Here is a 23,502-nt window from a genome sequence, read left to right as displayed (position 1 = left end):
GGTGTGAGCATTTCTTCGGCATATCGATGGTATCTGCAACTATATCCAATAGTGCAGCGCGCTATCTGGTACACAAGTACGGCGGAGCAGGTAACGATCATCGGACTCGTTCGATAAATGCGAGCCACTTATTATGACGCCCGAACCTCCGCGACGCGGAGTCGGCCGCTTCACAAACCCGCGAGGCGGGCGGTCCAGGTGCAACGGCGCTATCGTTGAGACACGGGTCGGGATGGATGCGCTGACGCGGAGGTGCCGACGAATATTCGATGGACGAACTCGACGAGGCCGCGACACAGCGCGACCTCCCCACCGGAATCGCGGCGGAACTAGCGGCGGCCGGATTCGGCGACGCGACCGAAATCGGCCGCGGCGGATTCGGCGTCGTGTACTGCTGCTACGAATACGCACTCGAACGCTACGTCGCGGTCAAATTGCTCAGATCCGAGGTCAGCGGCGCTGAGCGCGAGCAATTCCTCCGAGAACAGCGGGCCCTGGGGCGGCTGTTCGGACATCCCCACATCCTGCAGGTGCTACAGGTCGACATCACCGCCACCGGCCGCCCCTATATCGTCATGCCGTTCTACGCCTGTGGCTCGCTGGAGAGCGTGCTGCGGGATTCGGGGCCGCTGCGCTGGTCGGATGTGCTTTCGATCGGCGTCAAGATGGCCGCGGCGCTGGCCGCCGCCCATGCGATCGGCATCGTGCACCGGGATGTGAAGCCCGGCAATATCCTGCTCACCGATTACGGTGAACCCCAGCTCGCCGACTTCGGCATCGCCCAATTCGGCGATGCCACCACGTCCTCCCTGCGCACCGTCCAGGGCACGCCCGCATTCACCGCACCCGAGGTGCTCAGCGGTGCGATACCCACTCCGATCTCGGATATCTACGGCCTGGGCGCTACCTTGCACTGCTTGCTGGCCGGGCGAGCCGCATTCGCACGCCGCACCGGCGAACCGCTGCCAGTGCAACTGGCCCGCATAGCCGCCGCGTCCGCACCCAGTCTGCGCGATCAGCACATCCCCACGGCGGTATGCGCGGCCATCGAGGCGGCCATGGCGGCGAAGCCGGAAGAACGACCGAGGTCGGCGATCGAATTCGGGGAATGGCTGCGCCGCGTGCAGCACGAAACCGGCCTGGCGGTGGACGCACTGGCATTGCCGCCTACGGTCGTCGAATCCGGTTCGGCCACATCCGTTCCCGTGACCTCGCATACCCCGGGTGCACTGACACCGCCCCCACCGCCCAGCACGGCGACAAAATTCCGTCCGCCCGCCGCACCGCATACGATGATCGCCCGCACCCGGCTGCTTGCGTTGTTGCGGGACGGCGGCGACCGGCGCCTCACACTGATCCACGGACCGGCCGGATTCGGCAAGACCACCCTTGCTCTGCAATGGGCCACCGCGCTCGCGGCCGAGGACGTCCCGGTGGCATGGCTGACCACCGACCCCGACGACGACAATATCGTCTGGTTCCTTTCGCACCTGGTCGAGGCCATCCGCCGCGTCGCTCCGGAGCTGGCGCGTGAACTCGGCACGCTACTCGAGGAACGATCATCCGACACCGCGAGATACGTGCTGTCCGCGCTGATCGACAAAATCCACTCGGGTGGACAGACGATGGTGCTCGTGATCGATGACTGGCACCGGGTACATGCCGAAACCACCTGTGCCGCATTGGATTATCTGCTCGAGCACGGCTGCCATCACCTGCGGCTGGTCATCGCGAGCCGAACCAGGGCATGTCTGCCGCTGAGTCGCATGCTGGTGCACGATGAACTGGTCGAAATCGATGTCGCGGAACTGCGTTTCGATCCGCAGGAAACCGGTGCTTTCCTGGCCGACTCCGGCGGGCTGTCGCTGTCGACCGACGATGTGAACCGACTGCAGGAAACGACCGAAGGGTGGCCTGCCGCACTGCAATTGGCTTCGCTGTCGTTGCGCGGCCATGATCATCCCGCCGCGTTCATCGACCAGCTCACCGGCCGCCACCGGGCACTGGCCGATTACCTGGCCGAGAACGTGCTCGATTCACTCGAGCCGCCGCTGCTGGATTTCCTGCTTGCCACCGCGATCACCGAGCGAGTGTGCGCCGATCTCGCGGTTCGGCTGACGGACAGATCCGACAGCCAGGAACTACTCGAAGAGATCGCCGACCGAAATCTATTCCTACGCCACCTCGACGAGGAGGACCAGTGGTTCCAATACCACCACCTGTTCGCCGACTACCTGCGGCGTCGCCTTGTCCGCAGTGATCCCGCGCGCCTGGCGCAACTGCACCGCCGGGCGGCCGACTGGTGCGATGAACACGAGATCGCCACCGCCGCAGTCGATCACGCACTGGCCGCCGACGATCCGGACTATGCGGCGGACCTGGTCGAACGACGGGCCATGGACCTCATCGAAGGCTCCCGCATGGCGACATTCCTCGGCTTGCTGACGAAACTGCCGCAATCCGTGGCACAAGCGCGACCAAGGCTGCAGATCTGCCGAGCCTGGGCCAACGTCGGACTGCAACGCTGGGAACAAGTTCAGCTGGCGCTGGAGGACTTATCCGCCGCACTCGACGCCGGCGCGGCGACCGGTACCGAGGCGACCAAGCTGCGAATCGAGGCGGAAACGGTCACCGGTGCGGCACAATTCGTCACCGACCGTTTCGATGGTCTGCCAGAGCTGCTGTCTCGACATCTCGAGGATGCCGACACACCGTTCGCCGCCACGAACGCCGCGAATCTCGCGTCCATCGATGCACTCAACCGTTTCGACTTCGCCGAGGCCCGCCGCTGGCAAGAATGGGCAGCTCCATATCACCGGCGCAGCAAAGGCGCGTTCGGGGTGATGTACGGCAGGTGCGTCGCCGGGCTCGCTGCCCTCGAACAGCTCGACATCACCGCCGCCGAAGAGCATTTCGATGCCGCCATCACCCGTACCCGGCGCGGCCGCTCGCAAACCTACGGTTCACGGATGTCCGGTGCCCTGCTCGGCTCCATCCGCTACGAGCAGAACCGCCTCGATGAAGCCGAGCAACTACTGGATTCCAGCGCTGACCTCGGCCGCCACGGCGGCGCGGTCTGGTTCCTGCTCGCCAGCTTCGGCACCGGCGCACGCATCAAAGCGATCCGCGGCGACCTCGCCGCCGCCGAACAACGCCTTACCCAGGGTGCGGAAATCGCGGAGCACGAGTCACTTCAGCGCTTGGCCGCCCGCATGGTCAACGAACGCATCCGCCTCGGTCTGTCGATTCCACCCGACACCCACGACGGACTCCGCCAGCTGCCGCCGTACCGCAGGCAGGACACAATGATTCACGCCGCTATCGCCGAACTCGAACAGGACTCCGCGATTCGGCTACTGTTGGCCGACCACTCGGCTGATCAAGCCTGCGACCGCGCCGAGCAGATGGTGCGTGTGATCGAAACCCAGCATCGCCCAAGAGCATTCGTCCGAGCACAACTGTTGTGGGCGGGCTGCCTGTGGGCCGCCGGACGCCGCCGCACCGCCACCGAGGCCGCACTACCCGCATTGGTGCTGTGCGCCGAGCACGGCTTGGTGCGCACCGCAGCCGATGACGGGCCGCACATCTCGGCGATCGCGACCGAAGCGCGATACGACGGCGCACCGCACCTCATCCAATTCCTGAAACTGCTCAGGACAGCAGCGGATCGGTCGCCATCGGTCCGATGAGATCACCGCCCGGTGCGCCGACGAAATGCCATGAGCTCCGGCATAATACGCCGGGTGAACGCGCACCCTCTACCATCGTCTACGACGACTCCCCAGCCCGGCCAACCGGTCCCGGAGGAAGCGGGTGAGAATCGGCTGGCACTTGCCGCCATCGTCGATGCACTACTGGCGTTGATCATCGGTTTCGCCTTGTCGCAGCGCGTTTTTCACGCCACGGACGGTGTCGCGAAATTCTGGGTCACCGTCCTCGCCTGCATCCTGGCGATCTCGTTTCTCAACCACGTCGTTGGCACACTGCTGTTGCGGGGAAGCTTCGCCAAGCTGCTGTTCGGTATGCGGGTTGTGCGCTGGAAGAACGGCCGCCGACCGCGCTTTTGGCAGACGATCGCGCGTTGGCTGTTCGGGTTCGTGCTGATCGGCCTGCAGTACCTGCTGGAAGGCGAAAGCGTCGGGCAGGCGTGCGGATTACGCACGGTCCGCCGGCGCGATCTGATCCGCCCGACAACTCGTCGATAACGGCGGACGCTGCCGCATTGAACGAGGTGGCGGACATGATCGACAATGATGGGTATGGCGACGGTGCTGTTGGGCGGCGACGTCATGCTGGGGCGCGGAGTGGACCAGATTCTCCCGCATCCCGGCGATCCGACGCTGCACGAACGGTGTGTCGAGGATGCGCGGACGTATGTGGAGTTGGCGGAGCAGACAAGCGGTGAATTTGCCCGTCCCGTGGATTTCGGTCACCCATGGGGTGAGGTCCTGCCGATTCTCGCTCAGCACGCCCCGCAGGTGCGATTGATCAATCTGGAGACCGCGATCACCGCCGATGGCGTGTTCGCGCCCGGCAAGGGCATCCATTACCGCATGAACCCGGACAATGTGCCGGTGTTGACCGCGATCGCGCCGGTCGTCTGCGCGCTGGCCAACAACCACATCCTCGATTTCGGTGTCGAAGGACTCACAGACACGGTGGAAACACTCGATACCGGGGGCATCCAGCACGCGGGGGCAGGCGCGGACCTCGACCATGCCCGGGCCCCCGCGATATCGGAACTCGACGACGGACGACGAGTGGTAATCGTCTCGGTCGGTGCCGGATCGAGTGGCGTCCCACACCACTGGGCGGCGCGCCGCGATCGGCCGGGGCTGTGGTGGATCGGCGAATCGCCGAATCTTCGCGCCGCCGAGGAGGTGGCGGCAGAAGTGTTGGCGCACAAGCGCAATGGCGATATCGCGATCGTCTCCGTGCATTGGGGACCCAACTGGGGCTACGGGGTGCCGCTGAGCGAAAGGCAGTTCGCGCATCGATTGATCGATGCCGGAATCGACCTGGTGCACGGGCATTCCGCGCACCATCCACGGCCGATCGAGATCTATCGGGGCAAACCGATCCTGTACGGGTGCGGTGACGTCATCGATGATTACGAGGGCATACGCGGCTATGAGCGATACCGTCCGGAGCTTCGCTTGCTATATCTGGTGTCCACCGATCCCGGCGCGATGGAGACGCGAATGATTCCGCTGCGGATTCGGCACATGCGCCTGCAATCGACCGCGCGCGATGAATCTCGATGGCTGTGCGAGACGATCGAGCACATCAGTCACGACTTCGGTACCCGGGTCGCACCGCGCGCCGACGACTTGCCGGTGGTGTTCAAGACCGCACGACACTGAGGTGGCGGCGGAACCAGTCGCGCGCCAGATCGGCCACCTGCTCGAGCGCGCCGGGCTCCTCGAAAAGGTGCGTCGCACCGGGGACGACGTCGATCTCGCTCGGACACGGCATCGCCAGCTGGGCCTCGCGATTGAGTTCCAGTACATGCCGGTCGTTACCGCCGACAATGAGCAGCGTCGGCGCTCGGACATGGGCCAGCCGCGGACCGGCCAGGTCGGGGCGGCCGCCACGGGAGACGATGGCCGCGATCTCGGCACCGGGCTCGGTGGCCGCCCACAATGCGGCACCGGCACCGGTACTGGCGCCGAAATATCCGGTCGGAAGCCCGCTCAGGACCGGCCGCGTGCGCAATCCGCGGGTCACCGCGACGAGACGCTCGGCAAGCAGCTCGATATCGAAAACCCGTGCGCGATCGCCCTCCTCGGCCGCGGTCAGCAGATCGACGAGCATCGTCGCGAGTCCCGCTCGGTTCAGTACATCGGCGACCAGCCGATTCCGGGGACTGTGCCGACCGCTGCCGCTGCCGTGCGCGAACACGACCAAACCGGTGGAGTCCTGCGGGACGGCCAGTATCCCCGTCAGCCGGATGGACTCCGACGACACGATGACTTCTTCTGTCCGCGTCAAGGGATCGGATGCGGAGGGCAGCATCGAACACCTCCTGTTATCCGGAGTACCCGCCCGGTCGGTCATATGCAAGCGGCTGTCAGGCCGGTGCTCCGTCGACCACTTCTACCCGGCCGGTGTCGACTGGGTGGATCTACATCGGTTACGAGACGGCGAATGGGGTGCCAGCAATTGCTGCAAGTATGCGCGCACCCGAATCCGGGTTCCATCCGGCTACCGACGCGCGCACAATGGATACGCGATCAACACGCTCGTGAACGACGGAACATCGGAGAGCCTCGCCGCCGATACGGTCGAGAAGGAACCGGTCATGATTCGTTCCACTGCGACGGCGTCGCCGTCACATTTCATAGCACCGCCGGTGTGATGCTGCGACAAGCACCTGCCCGAATTCATGCACCGGATGGTCACCGTGGCCGCCCGTTCTGGCATGGATATGAAACTGCCCGCGACGCACTGGTCCGCGATTCCACACCGGAACGTCCGCTCGGTCGCCGCGATTTCGCATATCGGCCGAGCGGGCAGCACATTCTTCCAACGGGAAGGCGTTCAACCAATGACCATTTCCGAGAACGTTCGAACGCCGTCGGTGCTCATCCTCGGAGCCGGGTTCGGCGGACTGGAACTGGCCGCCTGCCTGTCCGAGTCACTGCCCGGCGAGGTGCGGGTGATACTTGTCGACCGTAACGACGGATTCACCTTCGGTTTCTCGAAACTCGAAATCCTGTTCCGCGACAAGACCCCGGAATCCCTGCGGGTCAGCTACCGCGACCTGGTCCGGCCCGGGGTCGAGTTCCGGCAGGAGCAGGTCACCTCGATCGACCCGCAGACCCGCCACGTCGTCACCGACCGCGGCGGCTACGACCCGAACTTTCTGGTTGTCGCGTTGGGCGCCGATTACGACCCCGCCGCTACCCCGGGGTTCGTCGCGGACGGTCACGAGTACTACTCGATCCAAGGAGCTTGCCGACTGCGCGATCGGCTGGGCCATTTCGACGGTGGCACCATTCTCATCGGGGTATTGAGCGTGCCGTTCAAGTGCCCGCCCGCGCCCTACGAGTGCGCGATGCTGCTGCACGAGCTACTGACTCGGCGTGGCATCCGCGACCGCACCCGCATGCACGTGCTGACCCCGATGGACGCACCGATCCCGGTCTCCGCGGAAACCTCTGCCGCGCTGGTCGAGGCGCTCGCGCGACGTGGAATCGACTATTCACCCGGGCGGCGAGTCCACGCGCTCGACCCGGACAACCATGTCGCCGAAACCCAGAGCGGTGACCTCGCCTACGACCTGTTCATCGGCATCCCGACCCATTGCGTACCACCCGTGGTCGAGGCATCCGGGCTTACCGTCGACGGCGGCGACGGCTGGATCCACGTCGACCCGCGCACCCTCGCCACCCCGTATCCGGGCATCTACGCCATCGGCGACTGCGCGGACGCGCCTGTTCCCCGGGCCGGGGTATTCGCCGAGAACGCAGCCCGCACTGTCGCCGCGCACATTGCCGCACAACTGCACGGAACACCCCCGCCTGGAAAGTATCTCGGCCAGGGCTCCTGCTATATCGAATTCGGCGACGGACTAGTCGGCAAGGTCGACGCCGACTTCCTTTCCGGGCCGAAGCCGGTCGCACCGCTCGTCACACCCTCGGCCGAATTGGCAACCGAGAAGGCCGAATTCGCCGCCGCACGGATTCGGCGCTGGTTCACCGATCAGCGGACCGTGACGGGGACTTCCTGAATCAGGTTGTTCCCCATACCCAGGCGGTTCCAGAACTGTTCGGCCGGTTGCACATTCCCCTCGGCATCGGTTGCGCGGCAGCCGAGCAGGTACTCGCCCGGTCGCGCCTGCCAGGTGTAACTCCAACTGCACCAGGCAAATTCGGCGACGCTGCGTTCCAAGTGGGCATCCTGCCAGACGCCGTCGACACCAACTTCGACCCGCACAACGGGCGAGGTTCCGCACCACGCGCGACCACGGAGCCGGACCGCACCGGCGTCGACCGTGCGTCGCCGACTCGGGTAATCGGGAATGCCAGGCGGAATCATCAACGCACGCACCTTGATTCGTGAGACCGGTACCCCCGGGTCGTCGGCGTCGCGTTGGTAGCGATAGGCCGAAGCCTGTTGTAACCCGGTGAAGGGCCGGTCGACCACTTCGATATTCCGCAACCATTTCACGCTCGTCATGCCGTACCACCCGGGGACGAGCAGCCGCAGTGGAAAGCCGTGCTGTGGTGGGAGCGGTGCGCCGTTCATTTCATAGGCGAGCAGAATTTCGGGTCTACGGCATTCGTCGATGCTCAGGGAGCGTTGATAGTTGTGCTCCACATTGTCCTGGAATCCGCGATCGGCTCCGGTGAATACCACCTCGACCGCCTCGTCCCGAATACCGCAGTCGTCGAGAATCCCACCGAGTGCGGTGCCCGTCCACGCCGCCGTGCCGATCGCCTCGAGACCCCACGGCTGGCTGACATTACGCGGGTCCATCCTGGTGCGTCCGTTACCCGCGCATTCGAGGGTGACCGGAAGCGTCGCCGCCGGTCGCGATCTGATGTCGTCCAGCGACAGCTCCAGTTCACGCTCGACGTATCCGGTCACCCGCAGCCGCCACGACGAAGCGTCGATCTCGGGGATGTCGAAATGAATCAGCAAGTAGTGCATGCCGATGGGCGTGATGTCGTACCGCATGCCTTCCAGTTGCATGCCGTGATTGCGCGTCGCCAGCGCGAGTTCGTCGAAGCGGACGCCTTGGGCGCGCGAGACGAGTTCGGTCATCGGCTCGGGCTGATTCTGATCGAGGCGGAACGGGCTGTCGGGTCAGTATATGACGGACCCGAAGCAAAAACAGTCGGCCGACTCAGGGCGCGATACCGCCCCGAGTCGGCCGACTTTTCAGCAAATCAGAGATCAGCTGGGCAGACCCGCCTCGATGGCCTCGATGATGCGCGGACGCAGTTCGGCGGCCCGGATGATCGCATCGACCGAACCGACCTCGACGGCGCGCTGGATATTGTGCACACGGTCGAATTCCGCCGCGACCTCACCGAGTTTCTCCGTGCGAACCGAGGACCGGACCTCGTCGCGTTCCGCGGTCAGTGCCGCACGGTCGGCGCCGAGCGCGTTCGCGGCACGGGCCTCGAGATCGCGCACTCGCTGATCGGCTGCCGTACGGGCATCGACCTCGCCGGAGAACACCACCGCGGCCGCGGGGGCGCCGCCGAGCACCGAGGCGAACGAGCCTTCCAGCGCCAGCACGGTCATATTCGGGTTGAGCAGCTTCGAGAACACCACGAACGCGCCGCCGTGATAGCGCGAGATCACGCAGAACACGATGGGGCCCTGGAAGTTCACGATCGCACGGCCGATCTCGGCGCCGTACTCGAGCTGCAACTTCCGCATCGATTCCGGCGAGCCGTCGAAGCCGGACAGATTCGCCAGCACCACCAGCGGCCGATTACCACTGGCCGCGTTGATCGCCCGCGCCGCCTTCTTCGACGACTGTGGGAACAACGTGCCCGCCGTGTAGGTGTCCGGGCCGTCGGTGGACGGGTAGCCGCGGCGCGGCACTCCCCTGGACTCGATGCCGAGCAGACACACCGGGATACCGCCCAGTCGCGCGTCCTGCACCACGGCCGTCTCGGCGTCGGCCATACCCGCCCAGCGTTCCAGCACCGGGTGGTCCTGATCCGCCACCGCCCGCATCACGGTGCGGATGTCGAACGGCTTCTTGCGGTCCGGGTTGGCGCTGGCGGAGAAGATCTCGCCGACCGTGGTGAAGTCGCTGCCCGCCACGACATGCGGGAAGTCGGAGACGTCACGATCGATGGGGTCGCTGGTGCGCGACCGCCGCGGCGACTGCTCACCGGGCGCCACATAGGTGTGGTCGTAATGCGACATCAGCACGTCCCGCGCGGCGAGCAGGTTCGGCGCCCAGTACTGCGCCTGCCCGTTCGGACCCATCACCCGGTCGTAGCCGCCGATACCGAAGTTGTCCTCGGCCGACACGCCACCGGAGAAGTCCAGTGCCTGCTTGCCGGTGAGCACCATCGCCGAGTCCGGCGTCATCACCAGGATGCCCTTGGTGTGCATGAGCATGGTCGCTTCGGCGTTCCAGTACGGCTGCGCGCCGACGTTGATGCCCGAGACCACGATGTTGATCTCGCCGCCGTCCTGGGTGAATTCGACGATCCGCTTGAGCGCCGCCGCCACCCAGTCCATGTTCTCGGTGCCGGACTGCATCGAGATCCGGGCACCGGAGGACAGCGCGTACCACTCCAGCGGCACCTGCAGCCGTTCCGCCAGATCCATCGCGGCGATCACCCGCCGGCACTCCGGTTCCGAAAGCGCGCCAAGGGATTTCGTCGGATCGCCGAGCAGCACCACCCTGCTGATGCCTTCGGGATACTGCGCGGTCGGCGTGGTGACCACGCCCGCGACGATCGCGGCCTTATTGCGTCCCTTGGGCCGATCGACCGGCACCAGCGTGTGGTCGGCATCGAGGTCGTACTCGGCGAACTCCCCGAGCACACCGGTCAGCTCGTAGGGGTACACGGTGTTGCGGCTGCTGGCCCGCAGCACCTTCTGCCGGTACTCGTCGATCGGTTCGACCGCGTCGTCGGACCGCTCGCCGATGGTCACCTGGGTTCCACCGGTGGCATCGAAGGCGATGCGCACGGCGACCTTGATCAGCTCGCCGGTCTTCGGGTGGCGATGCCGTGCGATGAGCAGGATCTCCTCCAGCCCGGCGCCCGCGGTCGTCGGCCGCACGCGATCGATGATCGTCTCCAGCTCGGCGCGGGTCATCTCGACCGGCGGCCAGATGTACATCACGACGCGGTTGGTGTGGAACCGCTTGGCCGAGGGCCGCTGCGACTGCGCCCGGCGGATCGAGTCGAGGCAGGCGGCGATGGTGCTCTCGGCCGTCGGCAGCGCCAGCAGCCGACCGTCGTGTTCGCGCAGCGCGGCCAGGTCACGTACCTGCGCGAAGGCGACCAGACGCTCGTCGGACGAGTTCTCCTTCGCGATGCACCGGAACAGGTAGACCTCCTCGTCCGAGGACGGGAGCCGGGTGAGGTCGAACTTGCGCAGCCGCTTCATCTGCATCCGCTCCGCGATGTACGGATGCAGGCCGCGGATCAACCGCTCCTCGACCATGCCGGTGGCGGATGGGCGGAAGGTGAAGTGGTGGTGCATCACGGCACCGCCGCTGCCCGCGACGGTCGCGGTGATCCGGTGGATCTGGTTCGGCAACGGCCGCGCACCGAGCACTTCCTGCAGCGCCGACGCCATCGCGTCGAAGTCCTCCGGCTGCTTCTCCCAGCTCAGGTAGATGTCGACCTCGATGGACGCGGCCACGCTGGCCAGCTCGGTGAGACCGCGCAGCACGGTGTCGAGCGCGTCGAAGCTCACCGCCGCCGATACCAGGCTCAGCCCCCGGCGCTCGGCGATCACGAATGTGCAGCCACCGGCCTCGCGGGTGTGCACACCAGTCAGACCCTTGTTTCCGTAGTACCGGCGGGTCAGCACCTCGAGCATGGCGGTGTTGTCGGCACTGCCGCGCACCAGCCGCTGACCGAGCAGCCGCACCAGCGGCTCGGTGCTGCGCACCATCTCGGAGATGCGCTCGGCGCGATCGGGCGTCTCGGGGTGCGCGTCGAGGTGGCTCAGCTGTTTACGGACATTGGTGTACACCCGGGCGCGGTTGCGCCGCAGCAGCGGCTGGCCGAACCAGGAGTACACCAGTCCGCGGGTGAGGTCGGCGATCACCGGGAAGCGCACCTGCGTCGCGGCCACCAGCCGCTCCAGCGCCAGACCGACCGGCTCGCGCAGCGCGCGGTCCGGCACCGGCTCGCCCAGCCACTCGCGCAGCAAGGTGGTGATGACCGTGACGGTGTCGGATGGCCGTTGCTGGGCGAGGAAGATCCGGAAGACCGCGGCTTCGAGCTCGGGGGAACGATCCAGTTCGGTGACGCCGTAATGACCGAGCGCCTTGGCGAGCTTGGCCTGATACGACTCCGGCAGCCCGGCCCGCTCGACATCGAGGCTCTGCAGGTAGGTGTGGAAGTACTCGCGAGCGCTGTGGACGTGGCCCTGGACGCCGTCCTCATCCCACGACCGGTTGTGGCTCAGTTCGGACAGGTCCGCGAACATCTGCACGAGTTCGATTTCGTCGGCCAGCGGCCTACGGTTGTCCGCGATCGCCGCCCGGCGCACGGCGAGGTAGTGGTCGAGCACCCGGCGCTCATCGTGCGGGTCGACATCGAACCCGAGCAGCAGGCTGCGCAGGTCCTGCAGGCTGCGGGCGATACCGTCGTGCGCTCGGTCCGGTGCGGGCTCGCTGGGCAGGTCCAGTTCGACCGATGCGACCTCTTCGGCTTCCGCGGCCTCGTCGTCCTCGGCGAGCGGCTCCAGCCGCAGCAGCGGCGCGCCGGTCTCCACCTGGGTGCCGACCGAAACCGCGCATTCCTTCAACCGGGCCCGGAACGGTGCGCGCAGCACCGTTTCCATCTTCATGCTCTCCAGTACCAGGACGGGCGCCCCCGCCTCGACCTCGGCACCGACTTCCAGCGGCGTGGCGACGACCAGCGCGGGGGCGGGCGAGCGGACGACGCCACCCTCGTCACGGCTGATCCGATGCGTCACACCGTCGACGTCGACCAGATGAATCGGCCCATGCGTGCCGGTGATCACCCGATAGCGGGTGCCGTTGACCACGATCTGCCCGGTGTGGCGGTCGAAACGCTCGAGATCGACATCGGCGGCACGCATTTCGCCGCCCGACTCGATGCCGATGCGGAACCGATGCGCACCGATCCGTGCCACGCGCACCCGGTAGCCGACCCCGCGCAACTTGAGGTCGTGCGGTCGACCGCTCTCGTGCTGCACCTGCGGACGGCCACCTGCCGCCGTGGACAGCAGCCGGTGTCGCTCGACGCGCTCTTCCTCTTCATAGGCATCGATCGCTGCGACTGCCACCGCGATCGCGGAGTGGCGATGCGATACCAGGCGACCCTCCGCGCGCACCCGGTCGATCCAGCCGGTGTCGGCGCTGGCATCGATGACCTCGGGCTGGTTCAGCAGGTCGAGCACGAAGCTCTTGTTCGTCGCGCCGCCCTCGATGACGACCCTGGTCTGCGCCACGGCCCGGCGCAGCCGCCCCAGCGCTTGGTCGCGATCACGACCGTAGGCGATGATCTTGGCGATCATCGAGTCGAAGTCGGCGGGAATCGTGTCGCCCTCGCTGACGCCGGTGTCGACTCGAATACCCGGACCGGCGGGCAGATCCAACCGCGCGATGCGGCCGGGAGCGGGCGCGAAGTCGCGGTCCGGGTCCTCGGCGTTGAGCCGGGCCTCGATCGCGTGCCCACGCTCGGCCGGAGGTTCGCCCTCGAGCTTGCCCCCCGACGCCACCAGCAGCTGCGCCCGAACCAGGTCGAAACCAGTGGTGTACTCGGTGATCGGGTGTTCCACCTGCAGGCGGGTGTTGACCTCGAGGAATGCGAAAAGCTCGTCACCCGGGTGGTACAGGAACTCGACGGTCGCGGCGCCGCGATAATCGACCGCGATCGCCAACCGCTCGGCCGACGCCTTGAGTTCGGCCGCCTGCTCGGGACGCAGCACCGGCGACGCCGACTCCTCGATGACCTTCTGATTGCGCCGCTGCACGGAGCAGTCACGGACGCCGAGCGCCCACGCAGTGCCCTGGCCGTCCGCGATCACCTGCACCTCGACGTGCCGGGCGCCGGTGACCAGACGTTCCAGGAAGACCACACCACTGCCGAACGCGCGCGCGGCTTCCTGACGGGTGCGCTCGTAGGCATCGACGAGTTCGGTCTCGTTGGTGATCACCCGGATACCACGGCCGCCACCGCCGGCGGTCGCCTTCAGCATCAGCGGGTAGCCGATTTCGGCGGCGGCCGCGAGCGCGGCGTCCACGGTTTCCACCGAACCGCGGCTCCACGGCGCGACGGGCACGCCGACTTCCTCCGCGATCAGCTTCGCACCGATCTTGTCGCCGAGCTTGCGCATGGCCTCCGGACTGGGGCCGATGAAGGTGACGCCGATCTGCTCACACAGCTCGGCGAACGCCGGATCCTCGGCGACGAAACCCCAACCGACCCATGCGGCGTCTGCCTTGGTCGTCACCAGCGCGAGCTCGAGCGCCTTGAGATCCAGATACGGGCGCGCGGACGCAGGACCGAGGTCATAGGCGATATCGGCCTCGCGCACGAATGTCGCGTTGCGATCGACATCGGTGTGCAATGCGACGGTTTCGATCGGGCGCCCGGTCTCCGCGGCCAGATCTCGGACGGCATGGATGAGCCGCATTGCGGCCTCTCCCCGGTTCACGATGGCGATGCGGCTGAACACTCGCCAACTCCTTCCACTCCACAGCACTGGCCCGGTCGGGCGACGGTTTGCGACTGCCGGTCCCGCGTAGTCTGCACCTCAATTGCGCGCAGGTACACAGCGTCAGGGGGTTACCCGCGCGTATCGTGGGAAATTCCTCATTTATGCCTATGACACTAGTGGCGGAATTCCTCGTCCGGCAGGATTCCAGTACCGTACCCGTGATCGGGTCGTAGCCGGGTTGCGTGTCGATCGAAGCAATCAATCGAGAGGGAGCGTCGATTCGCGCCTGACCATCGTCAGATGAGTTGACCTACAGCCTTTCTCTCGTTCTCGTGCGCAGTGGTGGGAGGTGATCTGTGGCCGACATTCTCGATGTACTGCACGCGCGCTGCGCCGAGGTCGCGGGTGAGGCGATCCTGTCCGGAGCGGAGCACCCGACCCTCACCCTGTCCACCCGCGAGGTGGCCGACCTGCTCAACCATGTCGCCGATCTGCGCCGCCGCTGCCACGACATCGACCTCGACTACCGCGAGCTCGACAACCGGTACACCGTGCTCCGCCGCGCCACCCGCGATGCCACCGCATCGTTGGATCGGATCCGCTCGACGCTGGAACAGCGGACTGCGCACCCGGAGGCTCTTTCCCGCCAGGCCCGCACCATCGCCCGTTTCGCGGCGGAGAACCTCGCGGCCGCGAGTATGAACACGACGACGTCCGGTCCCTGATGCGGTGCCGCCGCCACGCCCGTGATCGCGAACGTGGAGCAGATCTCGTTATCGAGCCCGATCAAGATGGCCGTGCGATGACAGCCCTCAGACCAGGTACCGGTCGACCACCTTGGCGATTTCATCGAGGGCGCAGAGTGTTTCGGGTTCCGGAAGGGTCGGCACGCTGAATACCAATCGCTGCACCCCGGCCTGAGCATAGCCGTCGATCAGCGCCGGATCGACCGGCGCGAAAGCGACTGTGACGGGCAGCTCGCGTCCGTCGAGCCGGGCCAGTTGGGCCGGTATTTCGGCGGGGTCGGCCACCGCGGTGGGAAGCCAGCCGAGGCCGTGTCGGATGGCGCGTTCGGCCGCCGCTTCCGCGCCACCGATGAAGATCGGCGGATGCGGGGTTTGCACGGGTTTCGGCCAGGCGTACATCGGGTCGAAATCGATGAAACGGCCGTGGTATTCGGCGAGATCCTCGGTCCAGATCGACCGGATGGCCTCGAGTTGCTCGTCGAGCAGCGCGCCGCGGGTGCGCGGGTCGGTGCCGTGATCGGCCATCTCCTCGCGATTCCAACCCGCGCCGACGCCGAATACGAAGCGTCCCTGCGAGATTCGGTCGAGTGTGGCGACCTCCTTCGCGGTATGGATGACATCGCGCTGGATCAGCAGGGTGACCCCGGTACCGAGGATCAACCGTTCGGTGACCGCCGCGACGGCGCCGAGTGTGACGAACGGATCCAGCGCGCGGTAGTACTCCCGAGGCAACTCGCCGCCACCCGGAGCCGGGGACTTCCGGCTCGCGGGGATATGCGAGTGTTCGGGCAGGAACAACGATTCGAACCCGCGCTCCTCCAGCGCCACACCGAGTTTCGGACCGCTGATCCCCTCGTCGGTAACGAAGGTGGTAATACCTATCTTCATGATCTGAATACTCGAACCCTCACATCTATGTGAAGGTCAACCCGAGGCGCTGTGAAGTGGAGCACCGATGCGACGGTGCGTCCCGCCACGGCACCGAGGAAACGGAGCGACTTTCGTGCCTATCCACCGCCTGAACCACGCCGTGCTGTTCGTCTCCGATGTGCAGCGCTCGGCCACTTTCTATCGCGAGGTCCTCGGGTTCCGACAGGTCGGCGCAATTCCGGGTGGAGTCTTTCTGCAGGCGGCCGGTTCGGCCAACGACCATGACCTCGGTTTGTTCCGATCCGCCGAACCGACCGTCGCGCATCGCGGCGGACGGGTCGGGCTGTACCACCTGGCCTGGGAGGTGGACACGCTGCGCGAGCTCGGCCGGATACAGGATGCGCTGCGGGCGGCGGAGGCGCTGACCGGAGCCTCGAATCACGCGGTTACCAAGGCGCTGTACGGGATCGATCCCGACGGCATCGAATTCGAGGTGTGCTGGTTGGTGCCGGATGCCGCGATCGAGGACGAGTTGCGAGGGATGACCGCGCCGACCCTGCCGCTCGATCTTGCAGCGGAGATCACCCGATATGGTGCGGACACACCGGGCGGACCGCGTATGGACCATGCGGTCTGGCAACGCTTCGTCGCGGGCACGACCGCCGACTAACAGGCTGAGCCACATAGGCCTTGACTCCGACTCGCAAGCTGCTGGTCGGCACGGCGCGCCCTTCCTGCTGGTGCGGGTCTGCTTTCGGTCTATGACATCTCCGATTGCGTCGACGCCATCAGCCGGTTACGCGACAGCAATGCAATTCCCGCAGGTCGACATGACCGAGAGAACGGACAGCCAGGGCCAAGCGGCGTGACAGATTGCCGACTACCTCGGAAAACGATGCCGCGCGAGATGACGCCTCGACCATACGAGGAAAACCCGACGTGCCGCACACTCGATCTTGCTACCATTCAGCAATCACAACGTAGTGGGCGCCCTGCGATCTGGAGAGGCGTATTCCAATGATTCCCAAATGGTATCGATGGGCTGGGGCGCTGGCCCTTCTGGCTGCGGCGACCACGGCATGTTCATCGGACGAAGATGGAAAGCCAGCGTCGCAGGGGACGACCAGCGCGGGGACTGCGAGCAAGGTGGCGGACACCGGAAAGTTCGTGCCCAAATACGAACGTGCGATGGCTTCGGACTGGGCCAAGGACGGTAAGCAGGTCAGTCAGGACAACAAGGTCCTCGAAGAACTTTCCGACGCCTTGGGTTCGATCTACAAGCTGCCCAAGGATATTCCGGTCATCGGCAAGGAATGCGGCGAGTTCAACGCTTTCTGGGACCCGGACAGCCAGTCGATCACCCTCTGTTACGAGATGTTCTCGACCGCCAAGAAATATGCGCAGCTGCAGGCTACGGAACCAACGGAGTCCCTGGGAACCACCGACGTTTTCAATTTGTACTTCGACGGCGTAACGCGCATGATCGCCTTCCACGAGTCCGCACACATGGCGATCAATGTGTATTCGCTGCCCGCGACGGGACGCGAGGAGGACTCCGCGGACCAACTCGGCGCCCTACTCGAATTGACCACCCCCGGCCCCATCGGTGTCGGCAGCGTTGCCGCGGCGGCCGACTTCTGGTTCGACGTTTCCGCCGATCCGGCAAGTCTCGAGGCGAGCGCCTTCGCCAACGAACACTCCCTCGACCAGGTACGCGCCTACAACCTGTTGTGCTGGGATTACGGCGCCCTACCCAATACGCTCGGCGCCCTGGTGGCCAAACCGGGTGCGCCGGACAAAAAGGGGGAGCTGCCATATCAGCGCGCTGCCGGGTGTCCCGATGAGTACAACCGGATGAAGGCCGCATGGGAGACCCTTTTGAAGCCATATATCAAGATCAACCTCGGCGTTCCCCCGAGCGCGACCAGCACCCCAACCGCGAGTGCGACTCATTCTCCCACCACCCCTACCCGCTAGGTGAGTCGTCCGCGAACCAGACGAACCGCCTTCGCCACCTGGTTACGCGGCCGCAATGGTGCCATCAGCAATCATCGCGTAGCGGGCACCTGCGATTCGGAGAGGCGTATTGCAATGATTCCCACATGGTGTCGATGGGCCGGCGCGGTGGCCATAGTGGCCGCGGCGACGACGGCGTGTTCATCGGATAAAGAAGGAAAGCCCGCGTCACAGGGGACAACCAGCGCCGCGACCGCGAGCAAGGTGTCGGACACCGGAACGTTCGTGCCCAAATACGAACGTGCGATGGCTTCGGACCTTGCCAAAGAAGGCAAAGAGGCCATTCAGAACAACAAGGTCCTCGAAGATCTGACCGATTCCCTCGAGGCGATGTACAAGCTACCCAAGGACATTCCCGTCATCGCCAAGGAATGTGGCAATTTCAATGCCTACTGGGATCCACAGAACCAGTCGCTCGTCCTCTGTTACGAGATGTTCGCGGTCGCCGCTAGATATGCGAAGGCACAGGCAGAGCAACCTACCGAGCAGTTGGGGACTACTGACATTTTCAACCTCTACTTCGACGGCATAACCCGCATGATCACCTTCCACGAGTCCGCACACATGGCGATCAACCTGTATTCTCTCCCCTCGACAGGACGCGAAGAGGACTCCGCGGACCAGCTCGGCACCCTGGTCCTATTGACGATCCCCGGTCCCCTCGGTGCGGCAGGCGTGGCCGCGGCGGCCGACTTCTGGTTCGCCCTCTCCGACGATCCGGAAAGTCTCGATGCGCGCTCCTTCGCCGACGAACACTCGCTCAGTCAGGTACGCGCCTACAACCTGGAGTGCTGGGCCTACGGCTCCCAACCCGACACGCTGGACGTGCTGGTGAACAAACCTGGTGACCCAGAGGTAAAGGGGTTCCTGCCATATCAGCGCGCCGCCGGGTGTCCCGACGAATACAAGAGGATGAAGTCGGCGTGGGAGTCCCTGCTGAACCCGTATATCAAGACCAGCCTCGGCGTCCCCGCCGCCAGCAAAACCCCGAGTGGAACACCTTCCTCCACCACCCAAACGCATTCCACCACCCCAACGCGCTAGGCGTGTCATCTTCCCGCTTTCGCTACGACCATGGAAGCGGCTGACTTCGCGGGCGGCCACAGCATTCACCTTCGGGGCGAATGCCCGCCGCCAAGGGTGTGGATTTGCTCCACCTCAGGTGTCTATTTCCTGCCGTCGTATGCCCGGACCATAGATCACGAGCCATTGGTACCGGGAAGTCCAGACGTGGATTGGCCCCATCCACAATTCGACGACAGACACCCATGGAGGACAAGGAATTGCCACAGGAATACCCATTCGACGCAGCGGCCCAGATCTCGGCCCCGAGCGAGGTGCCCGTCGTCGGCGACGCCACGATTGATCCGCAGGCCGTGGCAGCCCAGCTCAGTCAGATTCCTGGATTCGACGACATCACGAATCAACTGGGCGGAGCCCCCGCTTGCGGTGGCGCCCCGACGGATCCGCAGGATATGTCGGCCCAGCTGAGCCAGATTCCCGGATTCGACGACATCATGAATCAGCTGGGCGGGGTCCCCGGTCTCGAACAACCGCCGGGACCGATCGAAATTCCGGGCATCGAGCTGCCGGTCGACCAGCCACCGGTGGATCAGCAACAGCCGCCCATCGAACAGACACCGGTTGATCAGCAACCGCCTGTCGACCAGCAACCGCCCGTCGAACAGCCGCCAGGGCCGATCGAAATTCCCGGCATCGAACTCCCTGTCGACCAGGCGCCACCCACCGAACAGCAACCGCCCACCGACCAGCAGCCACCCATCGAACAGCCGCCAGGGCCGATCGAAATTCCCGGCATCGAACTCCCTGTCGACCAGGCACCACCCACCGAACAGCAACCGCCCACCGACCAGCAACCCATGGACCAGCAACCGATCGACGATCTGTCCATGGACAACCTGCCGTCCGATGACATCTACAACACGGGTTCCGACGGCCTCGGCATGGGCGGTGCGACGGAAGACGTGTTTTCCGAGGGGCCCTTGGCCGATATCGGTGACACCATCGCCGACGCCATGGACATGTTCTGAGCATGCGAGCCGATCAACTCCCAACGGGTGGATCGGCTCGGCGCACCGAACGGAGGACAGCTCCAATGGGTAAGCCAGCAGCCGAGGCCCGGGACGACGGCAGCACTGCCGTCCCGCCCCTGTTCGATTGGTTGATTCGGCTCGCGCAGTCGGCGGATCGGGAAGACCTGCTCCGCACCCTCCAAGCCGTGCGGCGCCGATCCGCCGACGCCGCCATGCGCGTCGCTGTTGTCGGATCGCGCCAGCAGGGCAAGAGCCAGCTGATCAACGCCCTGCTGAACGAGCAGGTCTGCGTTGTCGGTGACCGTCGAGCCACCTCGGTGGTCACCGTAGTCGGGCACGCGGACGAACCGGTCGCGAAGCTGGTAGTCGAGATGCCGCACGCCGAAACACCCGTCCCGGCGCCGCTGCCATTCGATGAACTGCAATCCGATCTGGCGAAGTCCCCCCGCGCGCGCGGCGGCCAAGTGGTGTGCGCGGAGATCGGCATCAGTACCGCGACGCTGCCGAAGGGGTTGGCGCTCATCGATACCCCGGGTGTCGGCGGCATCGGCCAGCGGCATGTTCCGCGAGTACTGAACGAGGTGGCGCTGGCCGATGCCGTCATCATCGTCACCGACGCCAGCCAGGAGTTCACCGAACCCGAATTTCGGTTCGTGCAGCAGGTGATCGGTTTGTGCCCCGCCGCCGTCATCGCATTGACCAAGATCGACATCTACCCCGAATGGCGGCGAATCGCGGACGCGGACCGCCGCCATCTCGCCGATGCCGGGGTCGGCTGCCGGATCATTCCGGTTTCGTCGACGCTGCGCGGCCATGCGGTGCGCTTGCGCGACAAGGACCTCAATGCCGAATCCGGCTATCCCGACCTGCTGGCGTTCCTACGCACCGAGGGCCTCGCGGACATCGCGATCAAGCGGCGCGTCCGCATCGCGCGGGATCTCGAAGCTGTCGCGCACCATCTGACCGTGCCGTTCGAGGCGGAATTGAATGCCTTGCGGGACCCGGACTTCCAGCAACGAATGGCCGCCGAGTTGAAGGCTCGCAAGGAGATGTCGGACGCGCATGCCAAATCGGCGCGGTCGTGGCAGCAAGTCTTGAACGACGGCGTCGCGGACCTCAATTCCGAGATCGATCACGACCTTCGGGAACGGCTGCGCGGCATCAACAAGCACATCGAGTCCGAGCTCGCGGACGGCGATCCGGACAAGAAGTGGCCGCTGCTGACTGACTGGGTGCAGGAGCAGGTGAGCGCGGCGGTCGGCGACAATTTCGTCTGGGCGTACCAATCCGCTCAGGCACTGGCCGAGCGGGTGGCGGCATCGTTCGCGGTCGACGGCAACGACATCGATCTGCCCGCGCTCGAAGCCATCTGCGAGGGCGATCTCATCGACCCCCGGCTACAGATCGGCGAACTGCGCGATTGGAAGGTTTCGCTGGCGGATCGGGGCCTGACCGCGGTTCGCAGCGGCTATAGCGGCGCGATGATGATCGGTATGGGCGCGACCATGGTCGGCGCGGCCATGATGAATCCGATCACGATCGGAGCCGGAATCGTGATCGGTGTGAAGGCCTATCAGCAGGACCGCGCCGGACGAATGGCACGCCGCCGCAACATCGCTCAGCTGACGCTGCGCAAGTACGTCGACGACGTGTCCTTCCAGGTGCACAAGCTCTCCCGTGACCGCCTCCGTAGCATGCAGCGGGAGCTGCGCGATCACTTCAAGGAGTCGGCCGAGCAGGCCTTGGCGTCGGCGCAGAGCTCGATGAAAGCTGCACAGGACGCGGCGGGCATGGAGGTCGCCGCGCGGGAGAAGCGTGCCGCGGAAGTCGAGCAGAACTTGGCCGCACTCGCCAGGATTCGCGAAGGCGCCGCCCGACTGCGAACCGCGCAGGCGCAGGGCGGGTAAACCGACTCCACCTTGGGTGAACGAACCTCACCCCATTCGGGGGTCCGGCTCACCTCTTGGGGATATGGCCGACGGTCCGTCCGTGCGGGAGATTTATAAGAGCAAATCCCGAGCGACCATCAACCGAGAGGTGTGCATGTCCGGCAGTCTTGGCATCAAGATCGGCACGGCCGATTTCGTCACCGCAGCCGACGCGGCGACCGGAGGTTCCGGGCGCAGCGCCCAGCGCCTGCAGACGACCCGGCACCCGGCGACGTTGGTCATGACTCGTGGCATGGCACCGACGCTGTCTCCGCTCGGTAGCGGCGCCCGTCCGGTGCACCCGGGACTGGTGGTCACCGGGTTCGTGGACCGCGTCGGCGACCCGATCGATCTCGTCGCCGCCGACGGATCCGCCCATCGGCCGGAGAAGCTCGTCGCCAGCGCGGTCCAGTACCTGACACGGTATTCCGCCGGTGCCTTCGCCGGGCCTCCCACCATCGCGGCGACCTACCCCAGTTATTGGAAGCCACAGGGCGTGCAGGCGCTTCGCGCGGCGCTCGACCGGATGGACATGACCGGCGTGGCACTAGTGGACGAGGTCGGCTCGATCCTCGCTCGAGTCCAGTCCACACGTGGCTTGCCATCGGACGGCGCCGTGGTGGTGTACGACCTCGGCGGCAACGGCCTCAGCGTCTCGGTGGCCCGCGGTACCGAACAGGTCGGCAGGACCGTCCGGAGCGCGGAATTCGGTGGTAAGCACATCGATGACGCCATCTTGCGGCACGTTCTGCGCGGCCTCGACGGCGACCTCGGCGACCTCGATCTGGCGGCGCCCGCCCTGCTGGCGCCGCTGAACGAATTGCGGCTGCGCTGCAGGCAGGCCAAGGAGACGCTGTCCACCGAAACGGCCGCGGTGGTCGAGGTGGAGCTGGGACCGGTGCGTCACGATGTGCGACTTGTCCGCTCCGAACTCGAGGACCTGATCAGGGCGCAGGTGGTGGGCTCGGCCGAGTACGTCAGAGAAGCCTTGCGCACCAACGAAATCGAAGCTCGTGATGTGCGAGCGGTGGTGCTGGCCGGTGGCGCGTCGGCGACCCCGCTCGTCACCGAGGTGTTGTCCGCGGAGTTCCACGTGCCGGTGATCGCGGAATCCGAACCCGGCCTCACATCGGCGAATGGCGCTGCGCTGCTCGCGCGTTCTTCGGCAAGTGCCGCCCCGTCGGCACCGGTATCGCCGCAAGCCATGCCGGCACCGATATCGCCTATCCCGCCGCAATCGCCCGTACCGGCTCGGTATGCCGCTCCGGCCGGTACCGTGCCGCCGGCGGACATCGCACCCGCGAATTCGGCAGCCCCGCAATCACCCCGAGGCGGCAAAAAGGTCGGCAGTCGGCGTCGTAAACAAGCGCTGCTCGCCGCCGCTGCGATCGCGACGCTCGCCGCGGCCGTTGTCGGAATTGTCGCGCACAGCGCGCCGAAGACCGAGCCGCAGCCCACGGTAACCGAGCAAGTTACCAATCCGGCTCCGTCTACCGAGACCACTACCCCGCTCCCCTACCCCAGCAGGCATGTTTCATAAGC

14 protein-coding genes and 1 pseudogene are annotated in these 23,502 nt (G+C 65.7%); 11 read left to right on the top strand and 4 right to left on the bottom strand.

Annotated features, from left to right (window positions below):
- The first annotated feature begins 269 nt into the window (after positions 1-269).
- From ACQP1T_RS17455 to ACQP1T_RS17445, 3 genes are read left to right on the top strand one after another with little or no spacing between them, the layout of a single operon-like run.
- Positions 270-3,689 (top strand): protein kinase domain-containing protein, encoded by a 3,420-nt coding sequence (locus ACQP1T_RS17455; RefSeq protein ID WP_433761533.1) that lies wholly within the window; start codon positions 270-272, stop codon positions 3,687-3,689.
- Positions 3,690-3,743: 54 nt separating this feature from the next.
- Positions 3,744-4,205, top strand: coding sequence for an RDD family protein (locus ACQP1T_RS17450; protein WP_433761532.1), 462 nt, complete (start codon positions 3,744-3,746; stop codon positions 4,203-4,205).
- Between the two features lie 54 nt (positions 4,206-4,259).
- Positions 4,260-5,363 carry a CapA family protein gene (locus ACQP1T_RS17445; RefSeq protein WP_433761531.1) on the top strand — a complete coding sequence of 368 codons (1,104 nt, stop codon included), beginning with the start codon at positions 4,260-4,262 and terminating at the stop codon, positions 5,361-5,363.
- Here ACQP1T_RS17445 and ACQP1T_RS17440 read toward each other — a convergent pair.
- Positions 5,344-5,997 (bottom strand): annotated as a pseudogene (locus ACQP1T_RS17440) (dienelactone hydrolase family protein); the annotation flags it as partial. The gene ACQP1T_RS17445 and the pseudogene ACQP1T_RS17440 sit on opposite strands and share 20 nt — an antisense overlap.
- Before the next feature lie 550 nt (positions 5,998-6,547).
- Here ACQP1T_RS17440 and ACQP1T_RS17435 point away from each other — a divergent pair.
- Positions 6,548-7,732 (top strand): NAD(P)/FAD-dependent oxidoreductase, encoded by a 1,185-nt coding sequence (locus ACQP1T_RS17435; RefSeq protein WP_433761529.1) that lies wholly within the window; start codon positions 6,548-6,550, stop codon positions 7,730-7,732.
- Here the strand turns inward: ACQP1T_RS17435 and ACQP1T_RS17430 are convergent.
- Together ACQP1T_RS17430 and ACQP1T_RS17425 are read right to left on the bottom strand one after the other, a co-directional pair.
- A complete protein-coding gene (locus ACQP1T_RS17430; RefSeq protein ID WP_433761527.1) occupies positions 7,705-8,769 on the bottom strand; it encodes a sulfite oxidase in 1,065 nt (354 codons plus the stop codon). The genes ACQP1T_RS17435 and ACQP1T_RS17430 overlap by 28 nt on opposite strands.
- 132 nt (positions 8,770-8,901) lie before the next feature.
- Entirely contained in the window at positions 8,902-14,364 is a 5,463-nt protein-coding gene (locus ACQP1T_RS17425; protein ID WP_433761525.1) for a carboxyl transferase domain-containing protein, read from the bottom strand.
- A 338-nt stretch (positions 14,365-14,702) separates the two neighbouring features.
- Here ACQP1T_RS17425 and ACQP1T_RS17420 point away from each other — a divergent pair, with 338 nt between their 5' ends.
- Positions 14,703-15,071 (top strand): hypothetical protein, encoded by a 369-nt coding sequence (locus ACQP1T_RS17420; protein ID WP_433761524.1) that lies wholly within the window; start codon positions 14,703-14,705, stop codon positions 15,069-15,071.
- Positions 15,072-15,158: 87 nt separating this feature from the next.
- Here the strand turns inward: ACQP1T_RS17420 and ACQP1T_RS17415 are convergent, their stop codons facing one another.
- The gene (locus tag ACQP1T_RS17415; RefSeq protein WP_433761523.1) at positions 15,159-15,980 is read right to left on the bottom strand and encodes an LLM class F420-dependent oxidoreductase; all 822 of its coding nucleotides are present in this window, start codon (positions 15,978-15,980) and stop codon (positions 15,159-15,161) included.
- Between the two features lie 115 nt (positions 15,981-16,095).
- Here ACQP1T_RS17415 and ACQP1T_RS17410 point away from each other — a divergent pair, with 115 nt between their 5' ends.
- The 6 genes from ACQP1T_RS17410 (at position 16,096) to ACQP1T_RS17385 (ending at position 23,500) form a co-directional block, all read left to right on the top strand.
- Positions 16,096-16,632 (top strand): VOC family protein, encoded by a 537-nt coding sequence (locus ACQP1T_RS17410; protein ID WP_433761521.1) that lies wholly within the window; start codon positions 16,096-16,098, stop codon positions 16,630-16,632.
- 518 nt (positions 16,633-17,150) lie between these two features.
- A complete protein-coding gene (locus tag ACQP1T_RS17405) occupies positions 17,151-17,939 on the top strand; it encodes a DUF4344 domain-containing metallopeptidase (RefSeq protein WP_433761519.1) in 789 nt (262 codons plus the stop codon).
- Between the two features lie 156 nt (positions 17,940-18,095).
- On the top strand, positions 18,096-19,022 hold the full coding sequence (locus tag ACQP1T_RS17400; RefSeq protein WP_433761518.1) for a DUF4344 domain-containing metallopeptidase: 927 nt from the start codon (positions 18,096-18,098) through the stop codon (positions 19,020-19,022).
- A gap of 224 nt (positions 19,023-19,246) precedes the next feature.
- Positions 19,247-20,029 (top strand): hypothetical protein, encoded by a 783-nt coding sequence (locus ACQP1T_RS17395; protein ID WP_433761517.1) that lies wholly within the window; start codon positions 19,247-19,249, stop codon positions 20,027-20,029.
- 65 nt (positions 20,030-20,094) lie between these two features.
- On the top strand, positions 20,095-21,939 hold the full coding sequence (locus ACQP1T_RS17390) for a dynamin family protein (protein WP_433761516.1): 1,845 nt from the start codon (positions 20,095-20,097) through the stop codon (positions 21,937-21,939).
- A gap of 136 nt (positions 21,940-22,075) precedes the next feature.
- Entirely contained in the window at positions 22,076-23,500 is a 1,425-nt protein-coding gene (locus ACQP1T_RS17385; protein ID WP_433761515.1) for an Hsp70 family protein, read from the top strand.
- The last annotated feature ends 2 nt before the right edge of the window (positions 23,501-23,502 follow it).

This window comes from Nocardia sp. CA-135398 (assembly GCF_050955845.1).
Lineage (GTDB): Bacteria > Actinomycetota > Actinomycetes > Mycobacteriales > Mycobacteriaceae > Nocardia.
The sequence above is the reverse complement of the archived record's forward strand: the minus strand, read 5'-3'. Positions and strand labels throughout refer to the sequence as shown.

What these genes read in the sequence shown, in the direction of transcription:
- ACQP1T_RS17455 (WP_433761533.1), top strand. Translation starts at nt 270, where the DNA reads ATGGACGAACTCGACGAGGCCGCGACACAGCGCGACCTCCCCACCGGA.
- ACQP1T_RS17445 (WP_433761531.1), top strand. Translation starts at nt 4,260, where the DNA reads ATGGCGACGGTGCTGTTGGGCGGCGACGTCATGCTGGGGCGCGGAGTG.
- ACQP1T_RS17435 (WP_433761529.1), top strand. Translation starts at nt 6,548, where the DNA reads ATGACCATTTCCGAGAACGTTCGAACGCCGTCGGTGCTCATCCTCGGA.
- ACQP1T_RS17430 (WP_433761527.1), bottom strand. Translation starts at nt 8,769, where the DNA reads ATGACCGAACTCGTCTCGCGCGCCCAAGGCGTCCGCTTCGACGAACTC.
- ACQP1T_RS17415 (WP_433761523.1), bottom strand. Translation starts at nt 15,980, where the DNA reads ATGAAGATAGGTATTACCACCTTCGTTACCGACGAGGGGATCAGCGGT.
- ACQP1T_RS17405 (WP_433761519.1), top strand. Translation starts at nt 17,151, where the DNA reads ATGGCTTCGGACTGGGCCAAGGACGGTAAGCAGGTCAGTCAGGACAAC.
- ACQP1T_RS17395 (WP_433761517.1), top strand. Translation starts at nt 19,247, where the DNA reads ATGGAGGACAAGGAATTGCCACAGGAATACCCATTCGACGCAGCGGCC.
- ACQP1T_RS17390 (WP_433761516.1), top strand. Translation starts at nt 20,095, where the DNA reads ATGGGTAAGCCAGCAGCCGAGGCCCGGGACGACGGCAGCACTGCCGTC.
- ACQP1T_RS17385 (WP_433761515.1), top strand. Translation starts at nt 22,076, where the DNA reads ATGTCCGGCAGTCTTGGCATCAAGATCGGCACGGCCGATTTCGTCACC.